General features: G+C 61.6%; 27 protein-coding genes and 3 tRNA genes. 16 read left to right on the plus strand and 14 right to left on the minus strand.

The genetic code is table 11. The annotated features are described in order from the left end of the window. Positions 1–2 precede the first annotated feature (2 nt). The 4 genes from ACS5RD_RS18460 to ACS5RD_RS18475 form a co-directional block, all read right to left on the minus strand. On the minus strand, positions 3–842 hold the full coding sequence (locus tag ACS5RD_RS18460; RefSeq protein ID WP_054004692.1) for a carbohydrate ABC transporter permease: 840 nt from the start codon (positions 840–842) through the stop codon (positions 3–5). A gap of 10 nt (positions 843–852) precedes the next feature. After that, positions 853–1,770: a carbohydrate ABC transporter permease gene (locus ACS5RD_RS18465; RefSeq protein WP_054004693.1), complete on the minus strand. Its 918-nt coding sequence runs from the start codon at positions 1,768–1,770 to the stop codon at positions 853–855. 88 nt (positions 1,771–1,858) lie between these two features. Beyond that, the gene (locus ACS5RD_RS18470) at positions 1,859–3,118 is read right to left on the minus strand and encodes an ABC transporter substrate-binding protein (protein ID WP_489928603.1); all 1,260 of its coding nucleotides are present in this window, start codon (positions 3,116–3,118) and stop codon (positions 1,859–1,861) included. Positions 3,119–3,152: 34 nt separating this feature from the next. After that, entirely contained in the window at positions 3,153–4,049 is an 897-nt protein-coding gene (locus ACS5RD_RS18475) for an N-acetylmuramic acid 6-phosphate etherase (protein ID WP_489928604.1), read from the minus strand. Between the two features lie 157 nt (positions 4,050–4,206). Here ACS5RD_RS18475 and ACS5RD_RS18480 point away from each other — a divergent pair, with 157 nt between their 5' ends. The 5 genes from ACS5RD_RS18480 (at position 4,207) to ACS5RD_RS18500 (ending at position 8,164) form a co-directional block, all read left to right on the plus strand. Further along, positions 4,207–5,088 carry a glucosamine kinase nucleotide-binding domain-containing protein gene (locus tag ACS5RD_RS18480; protein ID WP_489928605.1) on the plus strand — a complete coding sequence of 294 codons (882 nt, stop codon included), beginning with the start codon at positions 4,207–4,209 and terminating at the stop codon, positions 5,086–5,088. Beyond that, positions 5,085–5,861, plus strand: coding sequence for a GntR family transcriptional regulator (locus ACS5RD_RS18485; protein ID WP_489928606.1), 777 nt, complete (start codon positions 5,085–5,087; stop codon positions 5,859–5,861). Before ACS5RD_RS18480 ends, ACS5RD_RS18485 begins: the two co-directional genes overlap by 4 nt. Then, entirely contained in the window at positions 5,858–6,889 is a 1,032-nt protein-coding gene (locus ACS5RD_RS18490; protein ID WP_489928607.1) for an SIS domain-containing protein, read from the plus strand. The genes ACS5RD_RS18485 and ACS5RD_RS18490 overlap by 4 nt, the downstream gene beginning before the upstream one ends. Next, complete coding sequence (gene nagA, locus ACS5RD_RS18495; RefSeq protein ID WP_489928608.1) at positions 6,886–8,073, plus strand: N-acetylglucosamine-6-phosphate deacetylase; 1,188 nt, start codon at positions 6,886–6,888, stop codon at positions 8,071–8,073. The genes ACS5RD_RS18490 and nagA overlap by 4 nt, the downstream gene beginning before the upstream one ends. 16 nt (positions 8,074–8,089) lie before the next feature. Further along, a tRNA-Gly gene (locus ACS5RD_RS18500) sits at positions 8,090–8,164 on the plus strand. Between the two features lie 63 nt (positions 8,165–8,227). Here ACS5RD_RS18500 and ACS5RD_RS18505 read toward each other — a convergent pair. Next, positions 8,228–8,509: a DUF2218 domain-containing protein gene (locus ACS5RD_RS18505; protein ID WP_489928609.1), complete on the minus strand. Its 282-nt coding sequence runs from the start codon at positions 8,507–8,509 to the stop codon at positions 8,228–8,230. Positions 8,510–8,640: 131 nt separating this feature from the next. Between ACS5RD_RS18505 and ACS5RD_RS18510 the strand changes: the two genes are divergently transcribed. Beyond that, a tRNA-Cys gene (locus tag ACS5RD_RS18510) sits at positions 8,641–8,714 on the plus strand. A 27-nt stretch (positions 8,715–8,741) separates the two neighbouring features. Here ACS5RD_RS18510 and ACS5RD_RS18515 read toward each other — a convergent pair. Next, positions 8,742–9,422, minus strand: coding sequence for a trimeric intracellular cation channel family protein (locus ACS5RD_RS18515; RefSeq protein ID WP_489928610.1), 681 nt, complete (start codon positions 9,420–9,422; stop codon positions 8,742–8,744). Positions 9,423–9,662: 240 nt separating this feature from the next. On the opposite strand from ACS5RD_RS18515, the gene ACS5RD_RS18520 reads away from it, so the two are divergent. Then, entirely contained in the window at positions 9,663–9,968 is a 306-nt protein-coding gene (locus ACS5RD_RS18520; protein WP_489931406.1) for a (2Fe-2S)-binding protein, read from the plus strand. After that, on the plus strand, positions 9,916–10,401 hold the full coding sequence (gene bfr, locus ACS5RD_RS18525; protein ID WP_489928611.1) for a bacterioferritin: 486 nt from the start codon (positions 9,916–9,918) through the stop codon (positions 10,399–10,401). The genes ACS5RD_RS18520 and bfr overlap by 53 nt, the downstream gene beginning before the upstream one ends. Before the next feature lie 133 nt (positions 10,402–10,534). Here bfr and tdh read toward each other — a convergent pair whose 3' ends face one another. The 8 genes from tdh to pdxH form a co-directional block, all read right to left on the minus strand. Next, entirely contained in the window at positions 10,535–11,560 is a 1,026-nt protein-coding gene (gene tdh, locus ACS5RD_RS18530; protein ID WP_489928612.1) for an L-threonine 3-dehydrogenase, read from the minus strand. Further along, the gene (locus ACS5RD_RS18535; RefSeq protein WP_489928613.1) at positions 11,557–12,747 is read right to left on the minus strand and encodes a glycine C-acetyltransferase; all 1,191 of its coding nucleotides are present in this window, start codon (positions 12,745–12,747) and stop codon (positions 11,557–11,559) included. Before ACS5RD_RS18535 ends, tdh begins: the two co-directional genes overlap by 4 nt. Before the next feature lie 140 nt (positions 12,748–12,887). Beyond that, a complete protein-coding gene (locus ACS5RD_RS18540; RefSeq protein ID WP_054007902.1) occupies positions 12,888–13,448 on the minus strand; it encodes a helix-turn-helix domain-containing protein in 561 nt (186 codons plus the stop codon). A gap of 120 nt (positions 13,449–13,568) precedes the next feature. Continuing rightward, the gene (locus tag ACS5RD_RS18545; RefSeq protein ID WP_489928614.1) at positions 13,569–14,978 is read right to left on the minus strand and encodes a protein adenylyltransferase SelO; all 1,410 of its coding nucleotides are present in this window, start codon (positions 14,976–14,978) and stop codon (positions 13,569–13,571) included. Between the two features lie 120 nt (positions 14,979–15,098). Further along, positions 15,099–15,175 (minus strand) — tRNA-Pro (locus tag ACS5RD_RS18550). A gap of 97 nt (positions 15,176–15,272) precedes the next feature. Next, positions 15,273–15,749, minus strand: a complete 477-nt coding sequence (locus tag ACS5RD_RS18555) for a DUF192 domain-containing protein (RefSeq protein WP_489928615.1) — start codon at positions 15,747–15,749, stop codon at positions 15,273–15,275. Further along, positions 15,725–16,252: a cold-shock protein gene (locus tag ACS5RD_RS18560; protein ID WP_489928616.1), complete on the minus strand. Its 528-nt coding sequence runs from the start codon at positions 16,250–16,252 to the stop codon at positions 15,725–15,727. Before ACS5RD_RS18560 ends, ACS5RD_RS18555 begins: the two co-directional genes overlap by 25 nt. Before the next feature lie 118 nt (positions 16,253–16,370). Then, positions 16,371–16,973, minus strand: coding sequence for a pyridoxamine 5'-phosphate oxidase (gene pdxH / locus ACS5RD_RS18565; RefSeq protein ID WP_489928617.1), 603 nt, complete (start codon positions 16,971–16,973; stop codon positions 16,371–16,373). Positions 16,974–17,094: 121 nt separating this feature from the next. On the opposite strand from pdxH, the gene fabI reads away from it, so the two are divergent. The 8 genes from fabI to trpE all read left to right on the plus strand — a co-directional run bounded on the left by fabI (position 17,095) and on the right by trpE (position 25,091). Beyond that, entirely contained in the window at positions 17,095–17,931 is an 837-nt protein-coding gene (gene fabI / locus ACS5RD_RS18570; RefSeq protein WP_489928618.1) for an enoyl-ACP reductase FabI, read from the plus strand. Between the two features lie 28 nt (positions 17,932–17,959). Beyond that, entirely contained in the window at positions 17,960–18,574 is a 615-nt protein-coding gene (locus tag ACS5RD_RS18575; RefSeq protein ID WP_489928619.1) for a LysE family translocator, read from the plus strand. 11 nt (positions 18,575–18,585) lie between these two features. Continuing rightward, positions 18,586–19,092 carry a xanthine phosphoribosyltransferase gene (gpt, locus tag ACS5RD_RS18580; protein ID WP_489928620.1) on the plus strand — a complete coding sequence of 169 codons (507 nt, stop codon included), beginning with the start codon at positions 18,586–18,588 and terminating at the stop codon, positions 19,090–19,092. A gap of 180 nt (positions 19,093–19,272) precedes the next feature. Next, positions 19,273–19,782 (plus strand): DUF2127 domain-containing protein, encoded by a 510-nt coding sequence (locus ACS5RD_RS18585; protein ID WP_489928621.1) that lies wholly within the window; start codon positions 19,273–19,275, stop codon positions 19,780–19,782. Positions 19,783–19,995: 213 nt separating this feature from the next. After that, entirely contained in the window at positions 19,996–21,174 is a 1,179-nt protein-coding gene (locus ACS5RD_RS18590; RefSeq protein ID WP_489928622.1) for an aminotransferase, read from the plus strand. Between the two features lie 2 nt (positions 21,175–21,176). Continuing rightward, on the plus strand, positions 21,177–21,581 hold the full coding sequence (locus tag ACS5RD_RS18595) for a hypothetical protein (protein WP_489928623.1): 405 nt from the start codon (positions 21,177–21,179) through the stop codon (positions 21,579–21,581). A 79-nt stretch (positions 21,582–21,660) separates the two neighbouring features. Beyond that, positions 21,661–23,538 carry a peptidylprolyl isomerase gene (locus ACS5RD_RS18600; protein WP_489928624.1) on the plus strand — a complete coding sequence of 626 codons (1,878 nt, stop codon included), beginning with the start codon at positions 21,661–21,663 and terminating at the stop codon, positions 23,536–23,538. Between the two features lie 44 nt (positions 23,539–23,582). After that, positions 23,583–25,091, plus strand: coding sequence for an anthranilate synthase component I (trpE, locus tag ACS5RD_RS18605; RefSeq protein ID WP_489928625.1), 1,509 nt, complete (start codon positions 23,583–23,585; stop codon positions 25,089–25,091). The last annotated feature ends 238 nt before the right edge of the window (positions 25,092–25,329 follow it).

Raw genomic sequence — 25,329 nt, forward strand, 5'->3', positions numbered from 1 at the left:
CCCTATTTAACTGCGCCAGCGGTGATGCCGCGAATAAGTTGGCGCGAGAAGATCAAATACAGCACCAGCACTGGCAGAATTGCCAAACTCAGCGCCGCCAGCACCGCGTTCCAGTCCGTCACAAACTGGCCAATGAACACCTGACTGCCCAAAGTGATGGTTTTGGTGCTTTCCGCAGGCGCTAGGATCAACGGAAACCACAGATCGTTCCAGATCGGGATCATGGTAAACACCGCCACCGTCGCCATCGCCGGCCGGATCAGCGGCAGCACCAGCCGGAAGAAGATGCGATACTCCGACAGCCCATCAATCCGCCCGGCATTTTTCAGATCATCCGACACCTGCCGCATGAATTCCGACAGGATGAACACCGCCAAAGGCAGGCCCTGCGCGGTATAAACCAGCACCAGCGAGGTCAGCGTATTGACCAGCCCGCTGGCCACCATCAGCTGCAAGATCGCGACCGTGCCCAGCCGGATCGGGATCATAATGCCCAACGCCAGATACAGGCCCACCATGGTATTGGCCTTGAAACGGTACTCCGAAAGTGCAAACGCCGCCATCGCGCCAAACAGCAGCACGAAGAACAGACTGCCCACCGTCACCGTCATCGAGTTCAGGAAATACTGAAAGAAATCGCCCTGTTTCAGCACGGTTTTGAAACCGACCCAATCCAAAGTCTCGGCATTCGGCAAGGCCAAAGGATGCGCAAAGATCGCCTTGCGGGATTTGAACGCGTTGATCACAATCACAAAAACCGGGAACAGCGCGATCAGCGTGTAGGTGATCAGCACGGCATGGGCGGCCACGCTGCGGGCGGGAGAATGGCGTGAGACGGACATCGCGGCCCCCTTAAAACTGATAGCGGCGCAGCCGCGTTTGGATGGCGAACAGATAGATGCAGACGCCGATCAGGATGATGAAGAACATCGCGGTGGCAATCGTCGCCCCCATGTTCTGATCGCCCAGCTGCAACTGAAAGCCGAAGAAGGTGCGATAGAGGAACGTGCCCAGAATATCGGTGGCAAAATTCGGCCCCGCCAGCGCGCCTTGCGCCGAATAGATCAGATCGAAGGCGTTGAAATTGCCGACAAATGTCAGGATAGAAATAATCCCGATGCTCGGCAGGATCAGCGGCAGCTTGATCTTCCAGAACTGCGACGCCCCGGTGACGCCGTCCATCTCAGCAGCCTCAATCACCTCCTCGGGGATGCTCAAAAGCGCCGCATAAATCAGCATCATCGGAATACCGACAAACTGCCAAACCGAGATCAGCGCCAAGGTGGTCAGCGCATAGGCCTCTTTCCCAAGCCACGGCGCGAACAGGGATTTCAGCCCCACCGCGTTCAGCAAATCCGGCGCCACGCCCCAGATCGGCGACAGCATCAGCTTCCAGACAAAACCCACCACAACGAAACTCAAGATCGTCGGGATGAAAATCGCCGTGCGGTAAAACGCAGCCCCACGCAGCCGCGGGTTCGACAAGATCGCCGCCAGCAAAATCCCAATCGGGTTCTGCACCAGCATATGCACGATGAAGAACCAGGTGTTATTGCCCAAAGCATTCCAGAAACTCGCCGACCAGCGCGGATCACCGAACAGCGTGCGGAAATTCCCCAAGCCGTTGAACTGCGACACCCGATCCACCTTGGTGAACAAAGACAGGTTCAGCGTCGCGAACAAGGGGATGATCATGATGGCGGTGTAGACCAGCACAGCGGGCGCCAGAAACACCAGAATATGCCAGCGGAAGGGTTTGCGGTCGGACATGCGTTCGGCCTTTGCGTTTGCAGGATGCGCGCCAAGCAGGGGTCCGGGGGGCGCTGTAGCCCCCCGGCGTTTTCAATCAAGCGCAGGCTTACTTGGCCTTCTGCGGCGCGTACCAGCTGGCCAAGCCCTCTTGCAGACGGGCCGCAGCAGCTTCCGGCGTCTCGGTGCTTTTGATCACGTTGGCCGAGGCGTTCCAGGTCTCATTCTCGAGGTTCGGCGTGCCACGCGACAAGATCTGATAGGTCGAGCGGATCGACGATTGGCACTTGCTGCGCCACGAGACGAACTCTTGCGCCAGCGGATCTTCCATCGCAACCGGGGTCGAGTTCAGGCTAAAGAAGCCCGGCAGCGCGTTGGCATACATCGTGGCGAACTCGGGCGAGCCCACCCATTCCAAGAACTTCTTGGTTTCATCGGGATGCGCGGTTTTCGCATTCATCCCCAGCGCGATATCGGTGTGATCTGAGATATAGCAGGTATCGCCTGCCGCTTGCACCGGCGGCGGGAATGCCCCCATTTTGAACGTCGCTTGCTTATTGAAGCCCGAGATTTCCCACGAACCCGCCGGATAGATCGCAGCGCGGCCCAAGGTGAACAGGTTCTGGCTGTCAGGATAGGTTTGCGCTTCAAACCCGTCGCCGAGATAATCCTTCCAGCGCGCAAGCTCGGTGAACGGGGCCACCCAATCGGCATCGGTCAGCTTCTGCGTGCCTGCGATCAGCGCCAAACGGCCTTCCTCACCCTTCCAGTAATTCGGCCCGATGTTGTTATAGCCCATCGTCGCGGCTTCCCACTGGTCGTTGGTGCCCATCGCCATCGGGATATAGGTGCCATCGGCCTTGATCTTGTCCAGCGCCGCGAAGAACTCGTCACGCGTGGTCGGCACTGCAATGCCAAGTGCATCAAACGCGTCTTTGTTGTAGATGAAACCGTGGATCACCGAAGCCATCGGCACGCAGAACGTCGCCGCCCCATCATCCGTCTGCCAAGCCGATTTAGCCACCGGCGAGAAATTCGCCATCGCCGCCAAGCTGGTCAGGTCCGCCAGATTGCCCTTCTTGTAAAGTTCCAGCGAGGCATCAAACGGACGGCAGGTCACCAGATCGCCCGCCGATCCCGCATCCAACTTCGAGTTCAGCACCGCATTGTATTCCGCCGGAGCCGTCGGCGCGAATACCACTTTGATACCGGGATTGGCGGCCTCAAACGCCGGAATGATGGTGTCTTGCCAGATCAGCACATCGTCATTGCGCCAGGATTCGATGGTCAGCGTCACATCCTCGGCATAGGCCGCACTTGCCAGCAGAGTGCTGGCCAGCAGAGCGCCGATCAGTTTGGTCTTGGTCATGGGAATCTCCCTTTGTTGGTTAAAATCACCGGCTTCAGTTGCCGTTTTTATCGCTGCGTGCGATCGCCGCGCGCAGATTTCCTTTGGTCTCGCTCAATAAAGCCAGCGCCGTCTCTGGCGCCTGCCCCAATGCAATCAGCACCGCGGATTTCACCGCACCCTGCCCCATCACCAAGGCCTGCGCTGCCAGCAGTTCATCCACCGCCGCGATCCGCGCCACCATCGTGGCCGCCCGCGCGCGCAGCTTGTCATTATCCGCCACCAGCCCAACCATCATGCCATCATGCACTTGGCCCAAGCGTATTCCCATCAGCGTTGACATCATATTCAACGCCACCTTCTGCGCCGTCCCAGCCCCCATCCGGGTCGAGCCTGCAATCACTTCTGGCGGTGTTGGCAAACAAATCGCCACATCGGCATGGTCAAACAGCTTGGCCCCAACCGCATTGGCAATCCCGATCACCGTAGCCCCGCGCGCCCGCGCCGCCTTGGCCACAGCCAGAGCATAAGGCGTGCCACCCGAAGCCGTCACCGCAATCACCACATCCCCCGCGCGCAAAATCTCTGCCGCCCGCATGCCTTCATCCGCATCATCCTCGGTATCGCCCGGCATCCGCGCATCTACTGGCAAACCACCCGCCATCAAAAGCAGCACCCGGTCCGCCGCGACACCAAACGTCCCGCCCAGTTCCAGCCCATCGGCCACCGCCATCAGTGCCGAAGACCCCGCCCCGGCATAGACCAAGCGGCCATCGCCTTGCAAAGCCTGCGCCATCAGCACCGCCGCGGCCTCAATCTGCGGCAAAGCCGAGCTGACCGCTTGCACAGCAGAGGCCTGAGCCGCCAACAAATGCCCCAACACCGCCACACCGGGTAGCGTGTCCAAGCCGATTGCGGCAGGATGCAGAAGTTCCGTTACAGGCAGCGTCATCCGAATCTCCCTCGATCCTGCCATGAGATACCTATTCAATACCTCTTGTCCAATAAAATCTTCTAAGTCCGATAAATTCACGCTCTATCCGCTTTTTCTACTCATTTATGAAAATAAAACCGTTGCATTTTTTTAAAGGTATCATAATGGTATCTGAATGGCACAGATAGAATCCCTCTTGATCGGCCCCCTGCTGATCGGTATCGACGGCGGCGGCACTTCCTGTCGGGCCGCCCTGTTGGCAGGCCCAAACACCCGATATGACGTGGTCTTAGGCCCAGCCAATGTCTCCACCGATTTTGACGCAGCGCTGGCCACCATCAACGCCGCTTTGGCGCAACTGGCCGAGCGCGCGGGCCTGAGCATGGCCGATCTCTCCACCGCCACCGCCCATCTCGGCCTTGCCGGGGTGATGAGCCCCGCCATCGCCGCCCGGGTCGCCGCCCACCTGCCCTTCGCCCATGTCACCGTCACCGACGACCGCCCCACCACAATCGCCGGAGCGCTGGGCGAAGCCGACGGCGCGCTGGCCGCCATCGGCACCGGATCGTTCATCGGGCGGCAGGTCGCAGGCAAAATCCACGGTGTCGGCGGCTGGGGCTTTTACATCGGCGATCAAGCCTCGGGCGCATGGCTTTTGCGCCGCTGCCTTGAGGAAGTCATGCTGGCGGTGGACGGCTTCGCCGCCCACACCGACCTCAGCCGCGCTATCCTGAAAGAACATGGCGATGATCCGGGGCAAATCGTGATGTTCTCGCTGAACTCGCAGCCCTCCGACTATGCCCGCCTCGCCCGCGATGTCGTCGCCGCCGCCGAAGCGGGCGATCCGCTCGGTGCGCGCCTGATGCAAGAAGGGGCCGCCTATATCCGCAAGGCACTCAAAGTCGTCGGCTGGAACCCCACCGAAGCCCTCTGCCTCACCGGCGGCCTCGGCCCCGCCTATGCCCACTGGCTAGACCTGCCCACCATTGCCGCCAAAGGCACGGCGCTGGACGGTGCGCTTGCACTGGCCGCCCGCGCATCGGGGGCGGCACGATGAACGTCGCCGAATTTCTCAGCCCGCAACTTTGGCTCAATCCCGCCGCAGGCCCGCTCTATGTGCAACTGCGCAAGCGCTTGGAAAGCGGCATCGAAAGCGGTTTTCTCGCCCCCGACACGCTTTTGCCACCCGAACGCGAGATCGCCGCGCTCACCGACACCTCCCGCGTCACCGTGCGTAAGGCGATTGCCGATCTGGTCGACAAGGGCATTGTCCTGCAAAAGCAAGGCTCTGGCAGCTACATCGCCCCCCGCCAAAGCCGGGTGCAGCAATCCCTGTCGCGCCTGACCTCGTTCACCGAAGACATGGCCCGGCGCGGCCTGACCTCTGAATCCCGCTGGTTGGAACGCGGCCTGTTCCTGCCCACCCCAGAAGAAGTCATGGCGCTTGGCCTTGCCGCCCAAGACCGCGTCGCCCGGCTGGAACGCGTCCGCACTATTGACGGCCAGCCGATGGCCATCGAGCGCGCCTCGCTGTCCACCAGCATCCTACCCGACCCCGCCTCGGTTGAACGCTCGCTCTACGCCACCCTCACCGCGCGCGGCCACCGCCCAGTGCGCGCCGTACAACGCATTTCCGCCGCCAATCTGGGCAAGCGCGACGCTGATCTGCTGCATGTGCCCGTGGGCGCTGCTGGCCTGCGCATTGAGCGGATTTCCTACCTCGCCAGCGGCGCGGTGGTCGAGTTCACCCGCTCGATCTATCGCGGCGATGCCTATGATTTTGCAGCCGAACTTCAAATCGGCCCCGAAGACGAAGGACCAAGCGCATGACCAACCTTGAAACCCACATGGCACGCGAAGTGGCCGAAATCCCCGAAGCCACCCAGCGCTTTCTGACTGAAAGCGCCGCCCAAATCCAAGCCGCCGCTGCAGCGATGCGCCAAGCCAACCCCCAGCTGATCGTCACCGTCGCACGCGGCTCGTCGGATCACGCCGCCACCTACCTGAAATACGCCGTCGAACTCTTGGCAGGCATCCCGGTCGCCTCGGTCGGCCCCTCGATCGCCTCAATCTACGGCCGCCCACTGCACTTGGCCAATGCCGCCTGCATCGGCATTTCGCAATCCGGCAAAAGCCCCGACATCGTGGCAATGACCGAAGCCGCCCGCGCCGGTGGTGCCCTCACCATCGCCATCACCAACTTCGCCGATGCCCCAATGGCGCAAGCCGCCGCGCATTGCCTGCCCCTCGCCGCAGGCGAGGAGAAAAGCGTCGCCGCCACCAAAACCTTCGTCAGTTCTGTGGTCGCAGGCCTTGCGCTGCTGGCCGAGTGGCAAAACGACGCCGACCTGCGCACAGCCGTCGCCGACCTGCCCCGCGCCTTCGCCGAGGCGCTTAAACAAGACTGGTCCGCCCTCTCCAATCGCCTCTCGCGCGCGCAACAAGCCTTCGTGCTAGGCCGTGGCCCCGGCTTTGCCATCGCCTCCGAAGTGGCGCTAAAGTTCAAGGAAACCTGCGGCCTCCACGCCGAAGGCTATTCCGCAGCCGAAGTCCTGCACGGCCCCTCCGCCATCGTGCAAGAACGCTTCCCCGTCCTCGCCCTCGCCGTCGAAGACGCCGCCCTGCCGCAAATCACCGCCACAGCCGAGCGTCTTGCCGCCCAAGGTGCCGATGTCTTCCTCACCGGAGCAACCGCCGCAGGCTGCACCACCCTGCCCGCCGCCCGCGGCCTGCACCCCCTCGTCGCCCCCCTCGTCACCGGCGTCAGCTTTTACCACTTTGTCGAACAACTCGCCCGCCGCCGCGGTTTCGACCCCGACACCCCGCCGCATCTGCGCAAAGTGACGAAAACGCTATGACCCGCCTGATCCTCACCGCCCCGCAAGTGTTCGACGGCACCGAAATGCGGCCCGATCATGCCGTGGTGATCGAGGCAGGCGAGATCGCCGCCCTCCTGCCCATCACCCAAGCCCCCGACGGCCCACGCCAAACTCTCAGCGGCACCCTCGCCCCCGGCCTGATTGATCTGCAAGTCAACGGTGGTGCGGGGATCATGCTCGACGGCACCGCCACCGTCCAAAGCATCGCCACCATCTGCGCCGCCCACGCCCGCCTTGGCGCGACGGGTATCTTGCCCACCCTGATCACCGACACGCCCGCCGCCACCACCGCCGTGATCGCCGCAGGCATCGCCGCCGCAAAGGCCAAAACCCCCGGCTTTCTCGGCCTGCATCTTGAAGGCCCCCACCTCGACCCCAAACGCCAAGGTGCCCACGACCCCGCGCTGATCCGCCCAATGACCGACGCCGATCTGGCCGAACTCTGCGCCGCCGCCGCCCAGCTTCCCGCCCTGATGCTGACCCTCGCCCCCGCCTCGGTCACGCTCGCCCAAATCACAAAACTGACCCAAGCCGGAGCGATAATCTCCCTCGGCCACACCGAATCCACCTACGACCAAGCCACCGCCGCCACCAAAGCCGGTGCGGCTTGCGTCACCCATCTGTTCAACGCCATGTCGCAACTCGGCAACCGCGAGCCCGGCCTTGTTGGTGCGGTGCTGTCTGGCACCCTGCACGCCGGGATCATCGCCGACGGCCTGCACGTCCACCCCGCCACCCTGCGCACGGCCCTCGCCGCCCGGCCAGACGGGCTGTTCCTCGTCTCTGACGCGATGGCGGTCGCGGGCACTGACCTCACCGAATTCACCCTCGGACACCGCAAAATCCTACGCCAAAACGGCCGCCTTCTGCTCGCCGATGGCACCCTCGCCGGAGCCGACCTCAGCCTGCCGCAAGCCGTGGCCTTCCTGATCACCCAACTCGGCCAAGCCCCCACCCGCGCGCTGGCCATGGCCACCAGCATCCCCTCCCGCCTGATCGGTGCAAGCGCCGGTCAACTCCGCCCCGGCACCCCAGCCGATCTGGTGCATTTCGATGCCAACTGGGGCCTCAACGGCGTCTGGAAAAACGGCACACGTCTCTCACCAAACCCCGCGCAAATTTCCGCTGAATTAGCCCTTGCACCGCCCCCCACACCTCGCTAAATACCCCTCACGGAGTGCGGGCGTAGCTCAGGGGTAGAGCATAACCTTGCCAAGGTTAGGGTCGTGAGTTCGAATCTCATCGCCCGCTCCAGTATCAAAAAGGCCGCTCACCCGAGCGGCCTTTTTGGTTTTTACAGGCCCGATTTGATCGCGCTCAATCCTGCCACTCCATCGCGGTAAACCCTTCACGAAACGCAAACCGCTCCAGATGCTTATCAATCACCGATTTTGCATCCGCCCGCCAATCATCGACCACCTCGGCAAACCGCACCTCAAACGCCTCCGCCGTGGCACGCACCTCGGCCACGCCCAAAGTAAACGGAAGCCGCCCAGAGGTTTCATCAAAACTGACCTCAATCTTATGAGCAAAATGCTTGCACAACTGCTGCAAGTATTTCGAGGCGTTCGGCGTGGCAAAGGTTCCAACAAACTGCATCACAGTGCTTTATCTGACTGTTTCACTCAGAATACACACCCACAACCCCGCCAACCACAACCCGCAGCCGCCAAAACCCGATAAACCCCTTGCACCCCCCGCCCATATCCCCTATCTCACCCAAACATTGAGGCGGGTGGGCAGGCAGGCTATGCGCTGGATTGCAAATCCATGTAGATCGGTTCGATTCCGATACCCGCCTCCATAGGTTCCCCGAAATCCTGACACTTTATCAAAGCGGTGGGCGCTCGGGGCGCGGGCGAAACACTGGCAGCGCCCAGTCAAAGCGAATGGCCAGAACCCGGATCAGGCAAGCCGCCGTCAATCCCACCGCCATCGCCGCATCGCGCGAAAAACCAAGCGCAATCAGCCCGACAAACAGCACCGCGCCCACTGCCGAGGCCGATACATAGATTTCCCGCCGCAGCAGAATCGACGGCTCTTGTCCCAGCAAATCGCGGATAATGCCGCCGAAGGCCGCCGTGATCACCCCCATCACCACCGCAACCAGCGGTCCCGCCCCCGCATCCAACCCCTTGCTGGTGCCGGCAATCGTCACCAAAGCCATGCCGAACGCATCGAGATACAGCACCACCCGGTAGCGCGACCCCAGCAGATGCGCGCCAAAATGCACCAGCGCCGCAACCGCCAGACAGACCGCAACCGGGGCCGGATCAATCACCCAGAACACCGGAACGCCCAGCAGCAGGTCGCGCAAGGTGCCACCGCCCACCCCTGTCACTACCCCAAGCCACAGAAATCCCACGATATCCATCTGCTTGCGCGACGCGACCAGCGCCCCCGTCACCGCAAAAACCGCCGCCGCCGCCAAATCCAGCATGCGCTGAATCGACGCCTGCCAGATCTGCGCCTGCGCCAACTGATCCTGAAACAACTGAGCAATATCTGTCACGGTCGGGCTTTCCTGATTGCGCTGTCGCGGTTCATCCTGCGGCACGGGCCGCGCCATCATCCTGGCAGTTGTCGCCAAGGCGATACGCCTGAGACTTTGGTTTAGGCCGGCACGGCACGCAAGGCCACTGCTCTGCCGCCAAAGCTTTAATCAACAATCCCCAAGTAAAAGAATCAGGTTTACAATCCCTACCGTTTCGCTAGGTTATCGCAGCAAGCCTTTCGACATACGGTGTCCCTCGTGATCGTCTGCCACTGCCAAACCATCTCGGACCATGACATCCGCGCCGCCGTCGATTGGATGCGCGCGTCCGATCCCGACACCATCATCACGCCGGGAAAAATCTATCATGCCTTGGGCAAACGCGCCGACTGCGGCGGCTGTATGCCCTTGTTCCTTGACACGATGCGACAATCTGCGAATTTCGGGGTTGTGTCGGCGGTGGCGTCTGGCCATCAGATGCCGAATTTGCGCAGCGTGAAAGGAATGTCCGATGAAGGGCGACCCCAAAGTCATCGAGTATCTCAACGCGGCGCTGCGCTCTGAACTGACCGCCGTCAGCCAGTATTGGCTGCATTACCGTCTGCAAGATGATTGGGGCCTGGGCCATCTGGCCGCGAAAAGCCGGGCCGAAAGCATCGAAGAGATGCACCACGCTGACAGGCTGATCACCCGGATCATCTTTCTTGAAGGCCATCCGAACCTGCAAAAGCTCGACTCCCTGCGCATCGGCCAAACTCCGCGCGAAACGCTGGAAGCCGATCTTGCCGCCGAGCATGAGGCCCGCACCCTCTATATCGAGGCGCGGCGCTACTGCGATCAGGTCGGCGATTTCGTCACCCGCGCGCTGTTTGACGAATTGACCGCAGACGAGGAAGGCCACATCGACTTTCTGGAAACTCAGCTTGGTTTGCTGGGCCGTCTGGGCGAAGAAAAATACGCCATGCTCAACGCCAAACCCGCCGATCAGGCCGAATAAACGCACGAAGGGGAGGCGTGTTCCGCCTCCCCTCCCCAACGCAAAACCCGCACAACGGTTAACAAGGTCTGAACAAGCCCCGCTTAACCCCTTGATTTTCCACAGACAGACAGCCTGTCCACACGCGGACAGCTCACGCCCAGTCCAGCACCACCTTGCCCGACTGCCCGGATCTCATCACCTCAAACCCGGTCTGAAACTCATCCATCCCAAAACGGTGGGTGATGACTTTTCGCACATCCAGCCCATTCTCCAGCATCGCGATCATCTTGTACCAGGTCTCAAAAATCTCACGCCCGTAGACACCCTTGATCGTGATCGCCTTGAACACGATCCGGCTCCAATCCACCGGAGATTTCCCCGGCGGAATCCCCAACATCGCGATCTTGCCGCCCATCACCATGGCCTCAATCATCTGATCCAAGCCGCGCTGATTGCCCGACATCTCCATGCCAACATCAAAGCCCTGCACGATCTTCAACCGCGCCATCACATCCTTCAAATCCTCGGAAGCCACATTCACCGGCGTCACATCCGCCACTTCCGCCGCCAGCTTCAACCGCGCCGGATTAATATCCGTGATCACCACGTGCCGCGCCCCAACATGCCGCGCCACCGCCGCTGCCATGATCCCGATCGGCCCCGCCCCGGTGATCAAAACATCCTCGCCGACCAGATCAAAACTCAAGGCCGTATGCACCGCATTGCCCAGCGGATCGAGGATCGCGCCAATCTCATCATCAATGCTATCCGGTAAAGGCACCACATTGAACGCAGGCAGCCGCAGATATTCCGCGAACGCCCCCGGCTCGTTCACCCCAATCCCGCGCGTCGCCGGATCAAGATGGAACTTCCCCGCCCGCGACTGGCGAGACAACTTCCCGATCAAATGCCCCTCGCCCGAACAACGCTGACCAATCGCCAGCCCCTCAACCAAAGTCCCCTTTGCCACGATCTCGCCAGCAAACTCATGCCCGGTCACAAGGCCAACAGGCACCGTCCGAGCCGCCCATTCATCCCAGTTCCAGATGTGAATATCGGTGCCGCAGATCCCGGTCTTCTTCACCTTGATCAACACATCCTCCGGCCCAATCTCGGGCACGGCACGCTCTTGCATCCAAAGCCCAACTTCCGCCTTCGCCTTGACCAAAGCCTTCATCGGATCGCCCTCACTTCCCTACCCGCCGCCTCAAACGCCGCCAGCGCAAAATCCAAATCATCCACGGTTAGCGCAGCGTTCATCTGCGTCCTTATCCGCGCCCCACCATGCGGCACCACCGGATAGAAAAACGCCGAAACCATCACCCCGCGCGCATCCAGCGCCCGCGCAAAACTCTGCGCAAGCGGCGCATCGCCCAACATGACCGGCACAATCGGATGCTCACCGGGCAGCAGACGGAAGCCAATCGCCTCCAACCCCGCTCGCCAATAGGCGGCATTGTGGAACAACTGCGCGCGCAGATCATCCGCGCCCTCCACAATATCCAATGCCACAAGTGCCGCCCCAACCACCGCAGGCGGCAAGGCATTAGAGAACAAATATGGCCGCGCCCGCTGCCTGAGCAAATCAACCATTGGCTGCGGTCCGGCGATATAGCCGCCCAAAGCCCCGCCAAGCGCCTTGCCCAAAGTCCCGGTCAACACGTCAACCTTCACCCCGGCATGAAACGGCGTCCCCCGCCCCTGCGGCCCCATGAACCCGGTGGCATGGCAATCATCCACCATGGTCAACGCGCCGTATTTCTCGGCCAAAGCCGCAATCGCGGGCAAGTTGGCGAGGGTGCCGTCCATCGAAAACACACCATCGGTCGCAATCATGATAAACCGCGCACCATCCCTCACGGCGGTCGCAAGCTGCACCTCAAGATCGACCATGTCGTTATTGGCAAAGCGATAGCGCTTGGCCTTGCACAGCCGCACGCCGTCAATGATCGAGGCGTGGTTAAGGCTGTCCGAGACAATCGCATCCGCCTCGCCCAACAGCGGCTCAAACAGCCCGCCATTGGCGTCAAAACAGGCGGCAAACAGGATCGAATCTTCCATCCCGAGGTAATCCGCAATCCGCGTCTCCAACTGGCGATGCAAATCTTGCGTCCCACAAATGAAGCGCACCGAGGCCATGCCATAGCCGTGGCTGTCCATCGCCGCCTTGGCAGCCTGCACCAGCCGAGGATCATCCGCCAAGCCCAGATAATTGTTGGCGCAAAGGTTGAGCATCTCGCGCCCCGCCACCCGCACCCGCGCGCCTTGCCCCCCCTCAATCAACCGCTCCCGTTTCATCAGCCCATCGGCCTCAATCCCGGCAAGCGTAGTGCGCAAATGGTTTAGAAAGCCTGTATCTGTCATGGCAGAATTTCCTCCAACTTAACGGATATAACCGCAGACCAAAGTGAAAGTCAACATAACGGAAATCCGTCCGCTCAACCGGATTCCATTTCACATTGGCCTAAATATCCTGGGGGTGCGGGGGCTAGCCCCCGCCCGCCTCAACTATCCTGCACGATCAGCAAAGCCCGCGCAGCACCCGCCTCGGCCGCAATCGCATGATCGCGGTCCGCCGGATAACGCGCGGTATCGCCCGGCCCCAACACCTGCTCATCCTCACCCGAGCGCACCCGGATCTGGCCTTCGATCACCGTCAGATGCTCGCGGCAGCCCGCAGAATGTGGCTCGGATTCCAGCAAGCCATTGGCAGCCAAGCGCAAATCATACACCTCATGCTCGCCCACCGCATCGGCAGGCGACAGGATACGGATGGAAACCCCAACACCACGGCCGCCGATCACCGGAGCAGCACCCGCGCGGATCACTTCGATCCCCACCTCAGGCCGCCCCTCCAAAAGCCCGGCGAAATCCACCTGCAAGGCCTGCGTCAGGTTCCACAAGGTCGCCACGGTCGGCGAGGATTCCCCCCGCTCAATCTGGCTGACCATGGATCGGCTGACCCCGGATAGCTTGGCCACGGCATCAAGGCTCAGCCCACGCGCCTTGCGCGCCTCACGCAACGAGGCCGCCAACCTGTCATGGATATCAGACCTCGGATTCATCGTGCTACCCTGCCTAGACAGAAGCCATCCGTCAACGCCCCAGCCCACACCACGCCGATTTCCGCGCGGAAATCGTGCCGGAATTCGCGCGAATTCCGCCCCCCCGTCACGCTGCCGGGCTCAGGTGCCGCAATAGGTGACATAGCGGCCAAACCCCGTCGGTGCGGGCAGGGTGAACCCCTCGCGCCCCGCTTCCGTCGCAAACGGATCGCGCACCTGCACCAACAGCGCCTGAAACGGTGCCAGATCGCCCAAAGTCGCCGCCTCCAGTGCAGCCTCCACCAGATGATTGCGCGGAATAACGGCTGGGTTTACCGCCAACATCGCGACCGCCGCGTCCTCCTGCAGCCGTGCACGCCAGCGTGGCAGCCAAGCTTTGATTGCCGCGCCATCTTCGAACAAGGACAAAAGGGCGGCCTCATCCTCCACCGCCCCCGCCAGACGCCGAAACGCCAGCGTCCAATCAACCCCTTGGATCGCCAGCAGAAAATCATCCGCCAGCGCGCCGTCGCCCGCATCTTCGCCGAGCAACCCCAGCTTGGCCCGCATCACCGCGACCCATTCCGCCCGATAAATCTCCGCGATCCCCTCCAGCCGCGCGTTCGCCAGATCGACCGCGCGCTCGGCATCCACATCGAAAAACGGCAGCAAAGTCTCGGCCAGACGCGCCAGATTCCAGCCCAGAATCAGCGGCTGATTGGCATAGGCATAGCGCCCCTGCCGATCAATCGAGGAAAACACCGTCCCCGGCGCATAGGCCTCCATGAACGCGCAGGGCCCATAGTCAATCGTCTCGCCCGACAGCGCCATATTATCAGTGTTCATCACGCCATGGATGAAGCCCACCCCCATCCATTGCGCGATCAACCGCGCTTGCGCCGCCACAACCGCATCGAACAGTCCCAGCGCGCCCTCCACCCCCGGATAATGCCGCGCGATGGTATAATCCAACAAGGCCCGCAGCTTATCCACCTCGCCGCGCGCGTGGAAAAATTGAAACGTGCCGACCCGGATGTGGCTGGCCGCCACCCGCGCCACCACCGCCCCCGGCAACGGCCCCGCTTCGCGCAAAACCTGTCCCCCCGTCGTCACCACCGCCAGCGACCGAGTCGTGGGAATCCGCAACGCCGCCATCGCCTCGGAAATCAGATATTCCCGCAGCATCGGCCCCAGCGCCGCCTTGCCATCGCCGCCGCGCGAAAACGGCGTGCGGCCGGAGCCTTTCAGCTGCAAATCCCAGCGCCGCCCGTCTGACCCAAGGAACTCGCCCAGCAGATGCGCCCGCCCGTCGCCCAAACTGGGCGAGAACCCGCCAAACTGATGCCCGGCATAGGCCAAAGCCGCAGGTTCAGCGCCCTCCGGCACCACAGCACCGGAGAACCAGCCTGCCGGATCCTCGATCATCAGGCCCAATTCCGCCGCCAGCGGCTCATTCAGCACCACCAGCGCGGGCGCAGGCGCCACATCCGGCGCTTGCCGCAGATATGTGCCGGGCAGATCGCGCAAATAGGAATTGTCAAACTGGATCATCGCGGGGCTCCTTTGCCACAGATATGGCCTGCCCGCTCGGCTCGGACAAGGCAACACATCAGATGCCCTGCGCGCTGTTCGCATCATAATATTGAGAAGACATTGGCAATTTTGGGAAATTGGTCGGGGCGAGAGGATTTGAACCCCCGGCCCTCTGGTCCCAAACCAGATGCGCTACCAGACTGCGCTACGCCCCGACTGCCAGCCTCATAACGCGCTTTATCGGGATTGAAAAGTCGCTAAAGCACTTCTAGCCGTGTCAAAGCCATTTGATTTGCAAATCAGCGAAACGGCTTACTCGTCCGAACAACGCCACGCCGCGACAGATTGATCCAAAGCCGCGCTGCGCAGCACCACCCCCGGCGCAATCCCCATCCGCTTGGCCAAGCCTGCGTTGATCTCCAACACCACGGCCACGCCCGCGCCGCCATCAATCGGCGTCTCGTCCATCGGCACGGCGTCGCTATGGACTGCCGTCACCAGCCCAGAGGCATCGGCGAACACCATATCCAACGGCAACAAGGTGTTTTTCATCCAGAAATAGGCGTGTTTCGGCTGCTCATAAACAAACAGCATCCCCGCCGAAGCGGGCATCTTTTCGCGAAACATCAAGCCCTGACTGCGCTCTGCCTCGGAATCGGCGATTTCCACCGAAAACCGCTGCACGCCCGAGGGCCCGCGCAGCTCAACGGTATCAGGGGCGCAACCCGCATGGGCAGCCCCCCCAAACACCAAAGCCAACACGATCAGAGATGAACCGCCGCTTCCCATGACAACACCTGCACCGCCATACGCCCACGTTTGCCTTCAACGATGCGCAGGCAGACCGCCTCGCCCGCTGAAAGATCGGCAAAACCGGAATGGCGCAGCACTTCGACATGCACGAAAACATCTTCGTTGCGGCCAAACACATTGGCAAAGCCAAAGCCTTTGCCCTTGTCGAACCACTTCACCCGCGCCGGTTCCATCGGCAGGATCGCGATTTCTTCCGGCGTTGTATGCTCGGTATCTTCCCCCAAGGGAAACACCGACCCAGCCGGAGGTTCGATCTTCACGACCTCCACCGCTTGCACACCCCGTTGGGTTTGTTGCACTTTTACCGTGATCCCGGCGCCATCAGCGACCGAGCTTTGCCCATAATTCCGCAGCACATTGGCATGGAGCAATATATCCCCAGAGTGTCCCTCTGCGACTATAAAGCCAAAACCCTTGGCTGGATCGAACCACTTCACGAGGCCGTGCAGAATTTGCACGTCCATTTCTTCATCATTCATAGAAGGCCGTTTCCCCAGATAAAGCCCCTTAAGGCCTAGTCATGCGGTCATATTCCCCGGCGTTGCAAGTGCTATTTTTTCTGCATTTATGCACAGATCATTTCACGCTTCGTGAAATTTACGGGTTAAGGCGCAAAATTTCCCACGGTTTATCAATAGCTTGACGTGACCATCGAAAGCGATCATGCAACCTGAAGTTGCCGTCAGCCCAGAACTCCATCTCTAAAGGAACAATGCGGAAGCCGCCCCAGAACGGCGGGCGTGTGGGATTTGCACCCTTAGCGGCGGTGACTTTTGCCACCTCTGCCATCAAACTCAGCCGGGAGGAAAGTGGCTGCGATTGATCCGAGGCCCAAGCCCCCAACCGCGACTTCAGACTGCGGCTGGCGTAATAGTCATCCGCAGGCTTGCCCTCCTCACGGCTGACCAAACCGCGCACCCGAATCTGACGGCGCAGGCTTTTCCAATGCAGCACAAAGGCCACCTTGCCGGAAGCATCCAATTCGCGGCCCTTGGCCGAGCCATAGTTGGTGTAAAACACGAAAGAGTCAGGCTCGATATCCTTCAGCAAAACCATCCTCACATTCGGCAACCCGTCCGGGTCCACCGTCGCCAGCGCAATCGCATTGGGATCGTTCGGTTCGGTGGCTTCCGCCGCCGTCAACCAGCTTTTCGCCAGCGCAAACGGGTCATCGCCCGCAAAAATTCCGCTTCTGTCCATGATCTTTCCTTCCGGGGCCCAAACCTGCGGCCCAAACTTCGCCCTGACGCTCTCTCTTGATGCAGAGCAACCTTTCGCCTACACAGCTTTTTCAGGAAATAAGGTGGACGGGGAAGACCGAATGTCAACTGGACTCGTGACGGGCCCGCTTATGGCGGGCAAACGTGGGCTGATCATGGGGCTGGCCAATGACAAATCCATCGCTTGGGGCATCGCACAAGCCATTGCCGCGCAAGGTGCTGAAATTGCGTTTTCCTATCAGGGCGAGGCGCTGAAAAAGCGCGTCGAACCGCTCGCCGCCTCGATCGGCATGAACACCTTCGTCGAATGTGATGTCTCGGATGAGGCGTCGATTGACGCTTTGTTCGCCCATCTGGCCGAGCTGTGGGGCAAGATTGATTTCGTCGTCCACGCCATTGGTTTCTCGGATAAAGCCGAGCTGCGCGGTCGCTACGTTGACACCAGCCGCGCTAACTTCCTGATGACGATGGATATTTCGGTCTATTCATTCACCGCCGTCTGCCAGCGCGCTTGCGCGATGATGAACCAAGGCGGCTCTCTGCTGACCCTGACCTATTACGGTGCAGAAAAAGTCATGCCGCATTACAACGTGATGGGCGTGGCCAAAGCGGGCCTTGAGGCAAGCGTCAAATATCTCGCCGAAGACCTTGGCAAAGATGGCATCCGGGTCAATGCGATATCGGCAGGCCCGATCAAAACCTTGGCCGCGAGTGGCATCGGCGATTTCCGCTACATCATGAAGTGGAACGAACTCAACAGCCCGCTGCGTCGCAATGTCACGCAAGAGGAAGTCGGCAAGGCGGCACTTTACCTGCTGTCCGATCTCGGCTCTGGCACCACCGGCGAGAACCTGCATGTCGATGCGGGCTATCATGTCGTCGGCATGAAAGCCGTCGATGCCCCGGATATTGACGTAGTGACCGGCCGTAAGGACTAAGCCCGCGCAACCCATAGGGAGCAAACCGATGACCCTCACCGCCTTCCTCGCCGTCGCCTTCCTGCATCTGATGGTGGCCATTAGCCCCGGCCCCGCCGTGCTGATGTCGGCGCGCACTGGTGTGATCGAGGGCCTGCGCACCGGGTTTTTCTTAGCCTGCGGCATTGGCATTGGTGGCGTTATCTGGGCGATGGCGGCGCTGTTTGGCCTGAACCTGGTGTTCCAAGCCGCTCCCGCCTTGCTTTACGCGCTGAAAATCGTGGGCGGGCTCTATCTGATCTACATGGCCTGGGGCATGTGGAAATCCGCTGATCAGCCGCTGGACATGTCAGAAACCACGCGCCCGCCGCGCACCGCTTGGTCGGCGTTCCGCCTCGGCCTGATTACCCAACTTGCCAACCCCAAGCCCGCCGTTCTGTTCTCGGCGATCTTCGTCGGCACCGTACCGCCGCACACCCCGGCTTGGGTCTACGCCGCCCTGCTCACAGTGGTGTTCCTGAATGAGACGATCTGGAACACGGTTGTGGCCCGCATCTTTTCCTTCCACCGCTCAAAGGCCGCCTATATCAGCCTGAAATCCATCATCGACCGATGCTTTGGTGGTATGCTTGCCATCCTTGGCCTCAAGATCGCCGCCACCTGAAAGGGCCCGCCATGAACGACCGCTTGCCGCATGAAAAAGGCTTTCACGTCAGTTGGGATCAGATGCACCGCGACAGCCGCGCGTTGGCGTGGCGGCTGGATGGCAAGGGGCCGGACAACGGGTTGTGGAAAGCCGTGGTCGGCATCACCCGCGGCGGTCTGGTGCCTGCGATGATTGTTGCGCGAGAACTCGACATCCGCCGCGTCGATACCATCTCGATCAAAAGCTACAACCACCAGACCCAAGGCTCAGTGCCGGAAGTAATCAAAGCCCCGCAAGCGGATCTGATGGGTGACGGCACCGGGATTCTGATCGTCGATGATCTGGTCGACAGCGGCAAAACGCTGGAAGTCGTGCGCAAACTCTACCCCAACGCGCATTTCGCCACCGTCTACGCCAAACCTTCCGGCAAGCCGCAGGTCGACAGCTATATCACCGAGGTCAGCCAAGACACTTGGATCTTCTTCCCGTGGGATATGGCGCTGCAATACGTCCAGCCCTTCCGCGGCGCAGACTGACCCCCAACCCCAGATGACGGCTGCTTGAAGCCTTTGTAACAGGGCTTGCAACCGCACCGCTATCTGCGCCATATCCGCGTGCCCAACCTCTGGGCAACGGAAAGGCCGCCTCATGCTCGTCTGCCCCTGCCCCGTGCGCGCCTCCTTGATACAGTTCCGGCAGACGCAGGGCCTCTAAGCATGAAAGCCCCCGCCCGCCCCAGCAAAGCCCGCGTGCTGCATTGGCTGTTCGAGACCAGCCTTGCGATCAAGGGCTTGCTGTGTTCCGCCGAGTTTCTGGCGGGCCTCGGCCTGCTTTTGACCCCAAATGCCCCCATAGCGCGGCTGCTCTACTGGCTGACCCATTACCAGATCGCCGAGCACCCCACCGACACCCTCGCCGCTTGGACCCAACGCGCGATGGAGGGCTTTCCGGTTGCCACCCAAGACTTCTACGGCTGGTATCTGCTGCTGCATGGCGGGCTGAAACTGGCGATGGTGGTGATGCTCTGGGCCCGCATCCTCTGGGCTTATCCGGCGGCGATGGTGGTGCTGTCGGGCTTCGTGATTTACCAACTGTTTGAGTTTCAGCACTCAGGCTCGCCGTTCCTGCTGCTGCTGGCGTTCTTCGATCTGATGATGATCGCACTGGTCTGGCAGGAATACAAAGCCCTGAAAGTCAAGCGCAGCGCCAAGGCCGCCGCGCTCTAAGACCTGCCCCTATAACCACGCCGCCCCGGCCCTGAGCCGGGGCGGCGTCGGTTGCCTAAGAGCAGGAGGCCCCGGCTCAAGGCCGGGGCGGCGAGGGGATAAGGGACAGTGCCGCGCGAACGCTTCTCGCTTGAACTCAGGCCCGCATCCGTCAACACTGCGGCGCAAAGCAATGACGCCCGCCGAAGCGGGGCCGGCAAGGAGGCACCCAAGATGATCCACCCCCTCAACCCAGCCATGGCTGCCACCGATCCGCCGCCGGTGATGGAGGCGCGGCGCTGGCTGGCCGGTGTGACCTTCCCGCCCGAGCGCCCGCTGATCAACATCAGCCAAGCCGCCCCCGTCGAAAGCCCGCCGTTGGGTCTGCGGCAGGCTTTGGCCGATGCCGCACTGAACAATCCCGACGCCCATCTTTACGGCCCAGTGCTAGGCCTGCCCGCCCTGCGCGCCGAGGTTGCGAAACAATGGTCCGCGGCCTATGGCGGCACCGTGCTGGAAAGCCAAACCGCGATCACCCAAGGCTGCAACCAAGCCTTCTGTGCTGTGATGTCCACCCTTGCTGGCGCAGGGGATGAGGTAATCCTGCCAACCCCCTGGTATTTCAACCATAAAATGTGGCTGGATATGCAAGGGGTTAAGACCGTCCCCCTTGCCGCTGGTCCCGGCCTGATCCCCGAAGCCGAAGCCGCCGAGCGGCTTATCACCGAGCACACTCGCGCCATCGTCCTCGTCAGCCCCAATAACCCCGGCGGCGTCGAATACCCCGCCGAAACCCTCACCGCCTTCCGCGACCTCTGCCGCTCAAAGGGCATCGCCCTGATCGTGGACGAGACATACCGCGACTTCGACAGCCGCATCGGCCGCCCACATGATCTGTTCACCGACCCCGACTGGCACGACACCCTGATCCAACTTTACAGCTTCTCGAAAGCCTACCGCCTGACCGGCCACCGCGTCGGGGCCGTCACCGCCTCCGCCGAACGCCTGTTCCAGATTGAGAAATTCCTCGACACAGTAGCCATCTGCCCCAGCCAGTTGGGCCAGATCGGCGCCCTCTGGGGCATGCAAAACCTCGCCCAATGGCTCGCAGGCGAACGCGCCGAAATCCTCGCCCGCCGCGCCGCGATGGTCGCAGGCTTCTCCGCCCTGCCCGACTGGAAACTGCTCGGCTGCGGCGCGTACTTCGCCTATGTCGAACACCCCTACCCGCTGGCATCAGACGCCCTCTGCAAACGCCTTGTGGCTGAGGCTGGCCTCCTGATGCTCCCCGGCACCATGTTCCAACCAGAAGGCTCGCCAGACGGCAAACGTCAAATCCGCATCGCCTTCGCCAATGTCGATCAAGCGGGTATAGCCGAGACATTCCGAAGGCTGGCAGCGTTCAAGGGCTGAATATGCGCAATAAAACCCTCGTTGCAGCCGCTGGTGCCGCATTACTGGCGCTGATCATTTGGTGGCTCACCTCTGGCCCGCAACTGATCATCGCACTGGAAACAAATTCCGGCAGAAGCAGCCTGATCTACCGCTGCACCATCACGACAGATGCTGCCGAAGCCGAAGCGCGCGCAAACGCGGCCCATGTCGCACTTCAAGCGCGGGTCAAAGTCATAGGAACGGATGCTGGAAACCAAATGCACGCCGCGATGCAAGCGGCCAATGCCTCGGGGGATATTCCCGATCTCGGTGCAATCGACGCGGCAGCAAAGGCGCGAGTGCGCGCGCTTGAGGCTGATATAAAACATGAATTTGGCTGCGATGTCGACGTATCACCCCTGATGCGACGTAAGCCTGTCTCCTAACTCATCCCCCACCCCACTCTTGCCCCCATCCCCGCAACCGCTTAGACAAGCGGCCAAACCTTTGTAAGCAGGCAGACCCATGGCCAAGACACCTAATACCTCCGACGACACCCCGCAGAAAAAGCGCCGGGGCGGGTCCGTTATGGCATGGGTGCTGCTTGCGATGATCGTCGGCGGTCTGGGCGGCTTTGGTGTCACCAATTTCGGCGGCGGCACCGCCTCGATCGGCACGGTCGGGGATCGCAAAATCGACGTCAACGACTATGCCCGTTCGCTGCGCCAAGCCATGGACGGCTTCTCCAAGCAAATCGGCCAACCCGTCACCCTGCAACAAGCCCAAGCCATCGGCCTCGATCGCCAAGTGCTGCAACAGGTGATGGACCGCGCCGCGTTGGACAATGAAGCTGATCGCATCGGCCTGTCGGTCGGTGATGCTTCGGTCGCCAGCAAAGTCTCGGCGATCCCCAGCTTTCAAGGCGTCGATGGCTTTGACCGCACCACCTACCGCGAGGTTCTGCGCCAGAACAACCTGACCGAATCCAGCTTTGAGGCAGGCCTGCGCGCCGACACCGCCCGGCAACTCTTGCAAACCGCGATCTCCAGCGGCCTCACCCCGCCGCAAACCCTGACCGACACCATCGCCGCTTGGGCCGGTGAGCAGCGCGGCTTCTCGATGCTGCGCCTCACCGAAAAATCCCTGACCAAACTGATGCCGCCACTGAGCGATGCCGATCTGCAAGCCTATTACCAAGCCCATATCGACAGCTACACCCGGCCCGAGGCCAAACGCATCACTTATGTCGCCTTGCTGCCGGATACCCTCGCCAAAGACATGCCCTTGGACGAAGCGGCCCTCAAAGCCACCTACGAGGCGCGCCTTTCCACCTATATCATCCCGGAAAAACGCCTTGTCGAGCGCCTCGCCTTCGCCACCGAAGCCGATGCGGCTGCCGCAAAGGCCCGCATCGACGCAGGCACTTCGTTCGATGATCTGGTGAAAGAGCGTAACCTGAGCCTTGACGATGTCGACATGGGTGACGTGTCGCAAAAGGAACTTGCCGCAGCAGGTGACGCCGTCTTCGCGCTGAAAGAACCCGGCGTGGTCGGCCCGTTCCCGTCCTCGATCGGCCCGGCCCTTTTCCGCATGAATGCGATCCTTGCCGCGCAAGAAACCAGCTTTGAGCAAGCCAAGCCCGATCTGGCGCTGGAGCAGCAACTCGAATCCGCCCGCAAGGAAATCTCGGGCAAAGTCGAAGCGGTCGATGACGCGCTTGCAGGCGGCGCGACCCTCGCCGATGTCGCCAAAGAGCAGGGCTTGACCTTGGCGACCACCGATTATGCCGCCGGTGCCGACGACAACGACCCGATCACCGCCTACAAAGGCTTCCGCGACACCGCCGCCAGCATGGCCGAGGGCGATTTCCCCGAAGCCATCGTGCTGGACGACGGCGGCCTCGTGGCGATGCAACTCGACAGCACCCTGCCGCCCGCGCCGCTGCCCTTCGACAAGGTCAAAGAAAAAGTCACCGCTGCTGCGCAAGCCGACGCCCTCGCCAAAGCGCTAGGCGACGAGGCCACCCGGATCAAGTCGGCGGTCGAAGGCGGTGCCAGCTTGGGCGGCTTCGGCATCGTATCGCGGACCAGTCAGATCGACCGTCAAGGTGTTGTGAAAGACACCCCGCCCAGCCTGCTCGAAGCGGTGTTCCAGATGCAGCCGAACGATCTGCGGGTGATTAAGGCTCCCGGTTTCGCCGCCGTGGTGCAACTCAACTCCATCAGCGCTGCCGCCACCACGGGCGAAGATGCCACCGCCTTGCGCGACGCCATCAACGTCAACGCGGGGCGCGCGATTTCCGACGATGTGATGGCGCTGTACACGGCGGCCCTCACCGCCTCTGCCGGGATCACCTTGGACCAAGCCGCGATCAACGCGGTCCATACCCAGATGAACAACTAAGACCAGATCAAACCCAAGACCCGTTCTTAAACCAAGGCCCTGCGATGAACCTTCTGCCGTCCTTTGAACAGTTTGAACGCGGCTGGGCGCAGGGTCACAACCAACTGGTCTACGCCCGCTTGGCCGCCGATCTGGATACCCCCGTCTCGCTGATGCTGAAACTGGCCGAAGCCCGCACCGACACCTTCATGCTGGAATCGGTGACGGGCGGCGAAGTGCGGGGGCGCTATTCCGTGGTCGGCATGAAGCCCGATCTGATCTGGAAATGCCACGGCACCACCGCCTCGATCAACCGCGACGCCCGGTTTGATCCGCAAGCCTTCACCGCCTTGCCCGGTGCGCCGCTCGACAGTATGCGCGCCCTGATCGCCGAATCCCGCGTTGATCTGCCCGAAGGCCTGCCCGCGATTGCCTCCGGCCTGTTCGGCTATCTCGGCTATGACATGATCCGCCTTGTCGAACACCTGCCCAACATCAATCCCGATCCCTTGGGCCTGCCCGATGCCGTGCTGATGCGCCCTTCGGTGGTGGCCGTGCTGGATGGCGTCAAAGGCGAAGTCACCCTCGTCGCCCCGGCTTGGGCCGCCTCGGGTCTGTCGGCCCGCGCCGCCTATGCCCAAGCCGCCGAGCGGGTGATGGACGCCCTGCGCGACCTCGACCGCGCCCCGGCAGCCCAACGTGATCTGGGCGAAGCCGCCACCGTGGGGGAAATGAAATCGAACTTCACGCATGAAGGCTACAAGCAAGCCGTTGAAAAGGCGAAAGACTACATCCGCGCCGGGGACATTTTCCAAGTGGTGCCAAGCCAACGCTGGGCGCAAAGCTTCACCCTGCCGCCCTTCGCTTTGTATCGCAGCTTGCGCCGCACCAACCCCTCGCCGTTCATGTTCTTCTTCAACTTCGGCGGCTTCCAAGTCATTGGCGCAAGTCCCGAAATCCTCGTCCGCCTGCGCGACGGCGAAGTCACCGTGCGCCCCATCGCAGGCACGCGGATGCGCGGGGCTACGCCCGAAGAAGACAAGGCGCTGGAGTTGGACCTGCTTGCCGATAAAAAAGAACTCGCCGAACACCTGATGCTGCTTGATCTCGGCCGCAACGATGTCGGCCGGGTGGCGAAAGTCGGCACCGTCCGCCCCACCGAGAAATTCATCATTGAGCGTTACAGCCACGTCATGCACATCGTCTCCAACGTGGTGGGCCAAATCGCCGACGGTGAAGATGCGCTGTCAGCCCTGCTCGCAGGCCTGCCCGCAGGCACAGTGTCTGGTGCGCCCAAAGTCCGCGCGATGGAGATCATCGACGAGCTGGAACCCGAAAAGCGCGGCGTCTACGGCGGCGGGGTGGGGTATTTCGCGGGCAATGGCGAGATGGATTTCTGCATCGCCCTGCGCACTGCCGTGCTGAAGGATGAGACGCTCTACATCCAAGCGGGCGGCGGCGTCGTCTACGACAGCGACCCCGAATCCGAATACCAAGAAACCGTCAACAAATCCCGCGCCCTGCGCCGCGCCGCCGAAGATGCCGGTCTGTTCGTGCGCAAAGGCAACCTCTGACCTGAAAACAGGTGCCGCTTCGGGGGCCATCCATTCGGCGGTGAAACGTGCCCCCAGCACGTTTCATAATCCGCCTCAAACCTCACTCTGCGGCGCTGCCGGGGAAACTTTCGGCAAGGGCAGTGCTGCACACAAGCCTGGGATGCCTGCGGCGGGAGTATTTCAGAAAGAGCAAATCCGATATTGGCTCTGCAATTTCACATTGGCTTAAATATCCCCGCCGGAGGTATCCGACGCT

The sequence above is a fragment of the Cypionkella sp. PAMC25878 genome, from assembly GCF_058135695.1.

What these genes read in the sequence shown, in the direction of transcription:
- ACS5RD_RS18460 (WP_054004692.1), bottom strand. Translation starts at nt 842, where the DNA reads ATGTCCGTCTCACGCCATTCTCCCGCCCGCAGCGTGGCCGCCCATGCC.
- ACS5RD_RS18465 (WP_054004693.1), bottom strand. Translation starts at nt 1,770, where the DNA reads ATGTCCGACCGCAAACCCTTCCGCTGGCATATTCTGGTGTTTCTGGCG.
- ACS5RD_RS18470 (WP_489928603.1), bottom strand. Translation starts at nt 3,118, where the DNA reads ATGACCAAGACCAAACTGATCGGCGCTCTGCTGGCCAGCACTCTGCTG.
- ACS5RD_RS18475 (WP_489928604.1), bottom strand. Translation starts at nt 4,049, where the DNA reads ATGACGCTGCCTGTAACGGAACTTCTGCATCCTGCCGCAATCGGCTTG.
- ACS5RD_RS18480 (WP_489928605.1), top strand. Translation starts at nt 4,207, where the DNA reads ATGGCACAGATAGAATCCCTCTTGATCGGCCCCCTGCTGATCGGTATC.
- ACS5RD_RS18485 (WP_489928606.1), top strand. Translation starts at nt 5,085, where the DNA reads ATGAACGTCGCCGAATTTCTCAGCCCGCAACTTTGGCTCAATCCCGCC.
- ACS5RD_RS18490 (WP_489928607.1), top strand. Translation starts at nt 5,858, where the DNA reads ATGACCAACCTTGAAACCCACATGGCACGCGAAGTGGCCGAAATCCCC.
- nagA (WP_489928608.1), top strand. Translation starts at nt 6,886, where the DNA reads ATGACCCGCCTGATCCTCACCGCCCCGCAAGTGTTCGACGGCACCGAA.
- ACS5RD_RS18505 (WP_489928609.1), bottom strand. Translation starts at nt 8,509, where the DNA reads ATGCAGTTTGTTGGAACCTTTGCCACGCCGAACGCCTCGAAATACTTG.
- bfr (WP_489928611.1), top strand. Translation starts at nt 9,916, where the DNA reads ATGAAGGGCGACCCCAAAGTCATCGAGTATCTCAACGCGGCGCTGCGC.
- tdh (WP_489928612.1), bottom strand. Translation starts at nt 11,560, where the DNA reads ATGAAGGCTTTGGTCAAGGCGAAGGCGGAAGTTGGGCTTTGGATGCAA.
- ACS5RD_RS18535 (WP_489928613.1), bottom strand. Translation starts at nt 12,747, where the DNA reads ATGACAGATACAGGCTTTCTAAACCATTTGCGCACTACGCTTGCCGGG.
- ACS5RD_RS18540 (WP_054007902.1), bottom strand. Translation starts at nt 13,448, where the DNA reads ATGAATCCGAGGTCTGATATCCATGACAGGTTGGCGGCCTCGTTGCGT.
- ACS5RD_RS18545 (WP_489928614.1), bottom strand. Translation starts at nt 14,978, where the DNA reads ATGATCCAGTTTGACAATTCCTATTTGCGCGATCTGCCCGGCACATAT.
- ACS5RD_RS18555 (WP_489928615.1), bottom strand. Translation starts at nt 15,749, where the DNA reads ATGGGAAGCGGCGGTTCATCTCTGATCGTGTTGGCTTTGGTGTTTGGG.
- ACS5RD_RS18560 (WP_489928616.1), bottom strand. Translation starts at nt 16,252, where the DNA reads ATGAATGATGAAGAAATGGACGTGCAAATTCTGCACGGCCTCGTGAAG.
- pdxH (WP_489928617.1), bottom strand. Translation starts at nt 16,973, where the DNA reads ATGGACAGAAGCGGAATTTTTGCGGGCGATGACCCGTTTGCGCTGGCG.
- fabI (WP_489928618.1), top strand. Translation starts at nt 17,095, where the DNA reads ATGTCAACTGGACTCGTGACGGGCCCGCTTATGGCGGGCAAACGTGGG.
- ACS5RD_RS18575 (WP_489928619.1), top strand. Translation starts at nt 17,960, where the DNA reads ATGACCCTCACCGCCTTCCTCGCCGTCGCCTTCCTGCATCTGATGGTG.
- gpt (WP_489928620.1), top strand. Translation starts at nt 18,586, where the DNA reads ATGAACGACCGCTTGCCGCATGAAAAAGGCTTTCACGTCAGTTGGGAT.
- ACS5RD_RS18585 (WP_489928621.1), top strand. Translation starts at nt 19,273, where the DNA reads ATGAAAGCCCCCGCCCGCCCCAGCAAAGCCCGCGTGCTGCATTGGCTG.
- ACS5RD_RS18590 (WP_489928622.1), top strand. Translation starts at nt 19,996, where the DNA reads ATGATCCACCCCCTCAACCCAGCCATGGCTGCCACCGATCCGCCGCCG.
- ACS5RD_RS18595 (WP_489928623.1), top strand. Translation starts at nt 21,177, where the DNA reads ATGCGCAATAAAACCCTCGTTGCAGCCGCTGGTGCCGCATTACTGGCG.
- ACS5RD_RS18600 (WP_489928624.1), top strand. Translation starts at nt 21,661, where the DNA reads ATGGCCAAGACACCTAATACCTCCGACGACACCCCGCAGAAAAAGCGC.
- trpE (WP_489928625.1), top strand. Translation starts at nt 23,583, where the DNA reads ATGAACCTTCTGCCGTCCTTTGAACAGTTTGAACGCGGCTGGGCGCAG.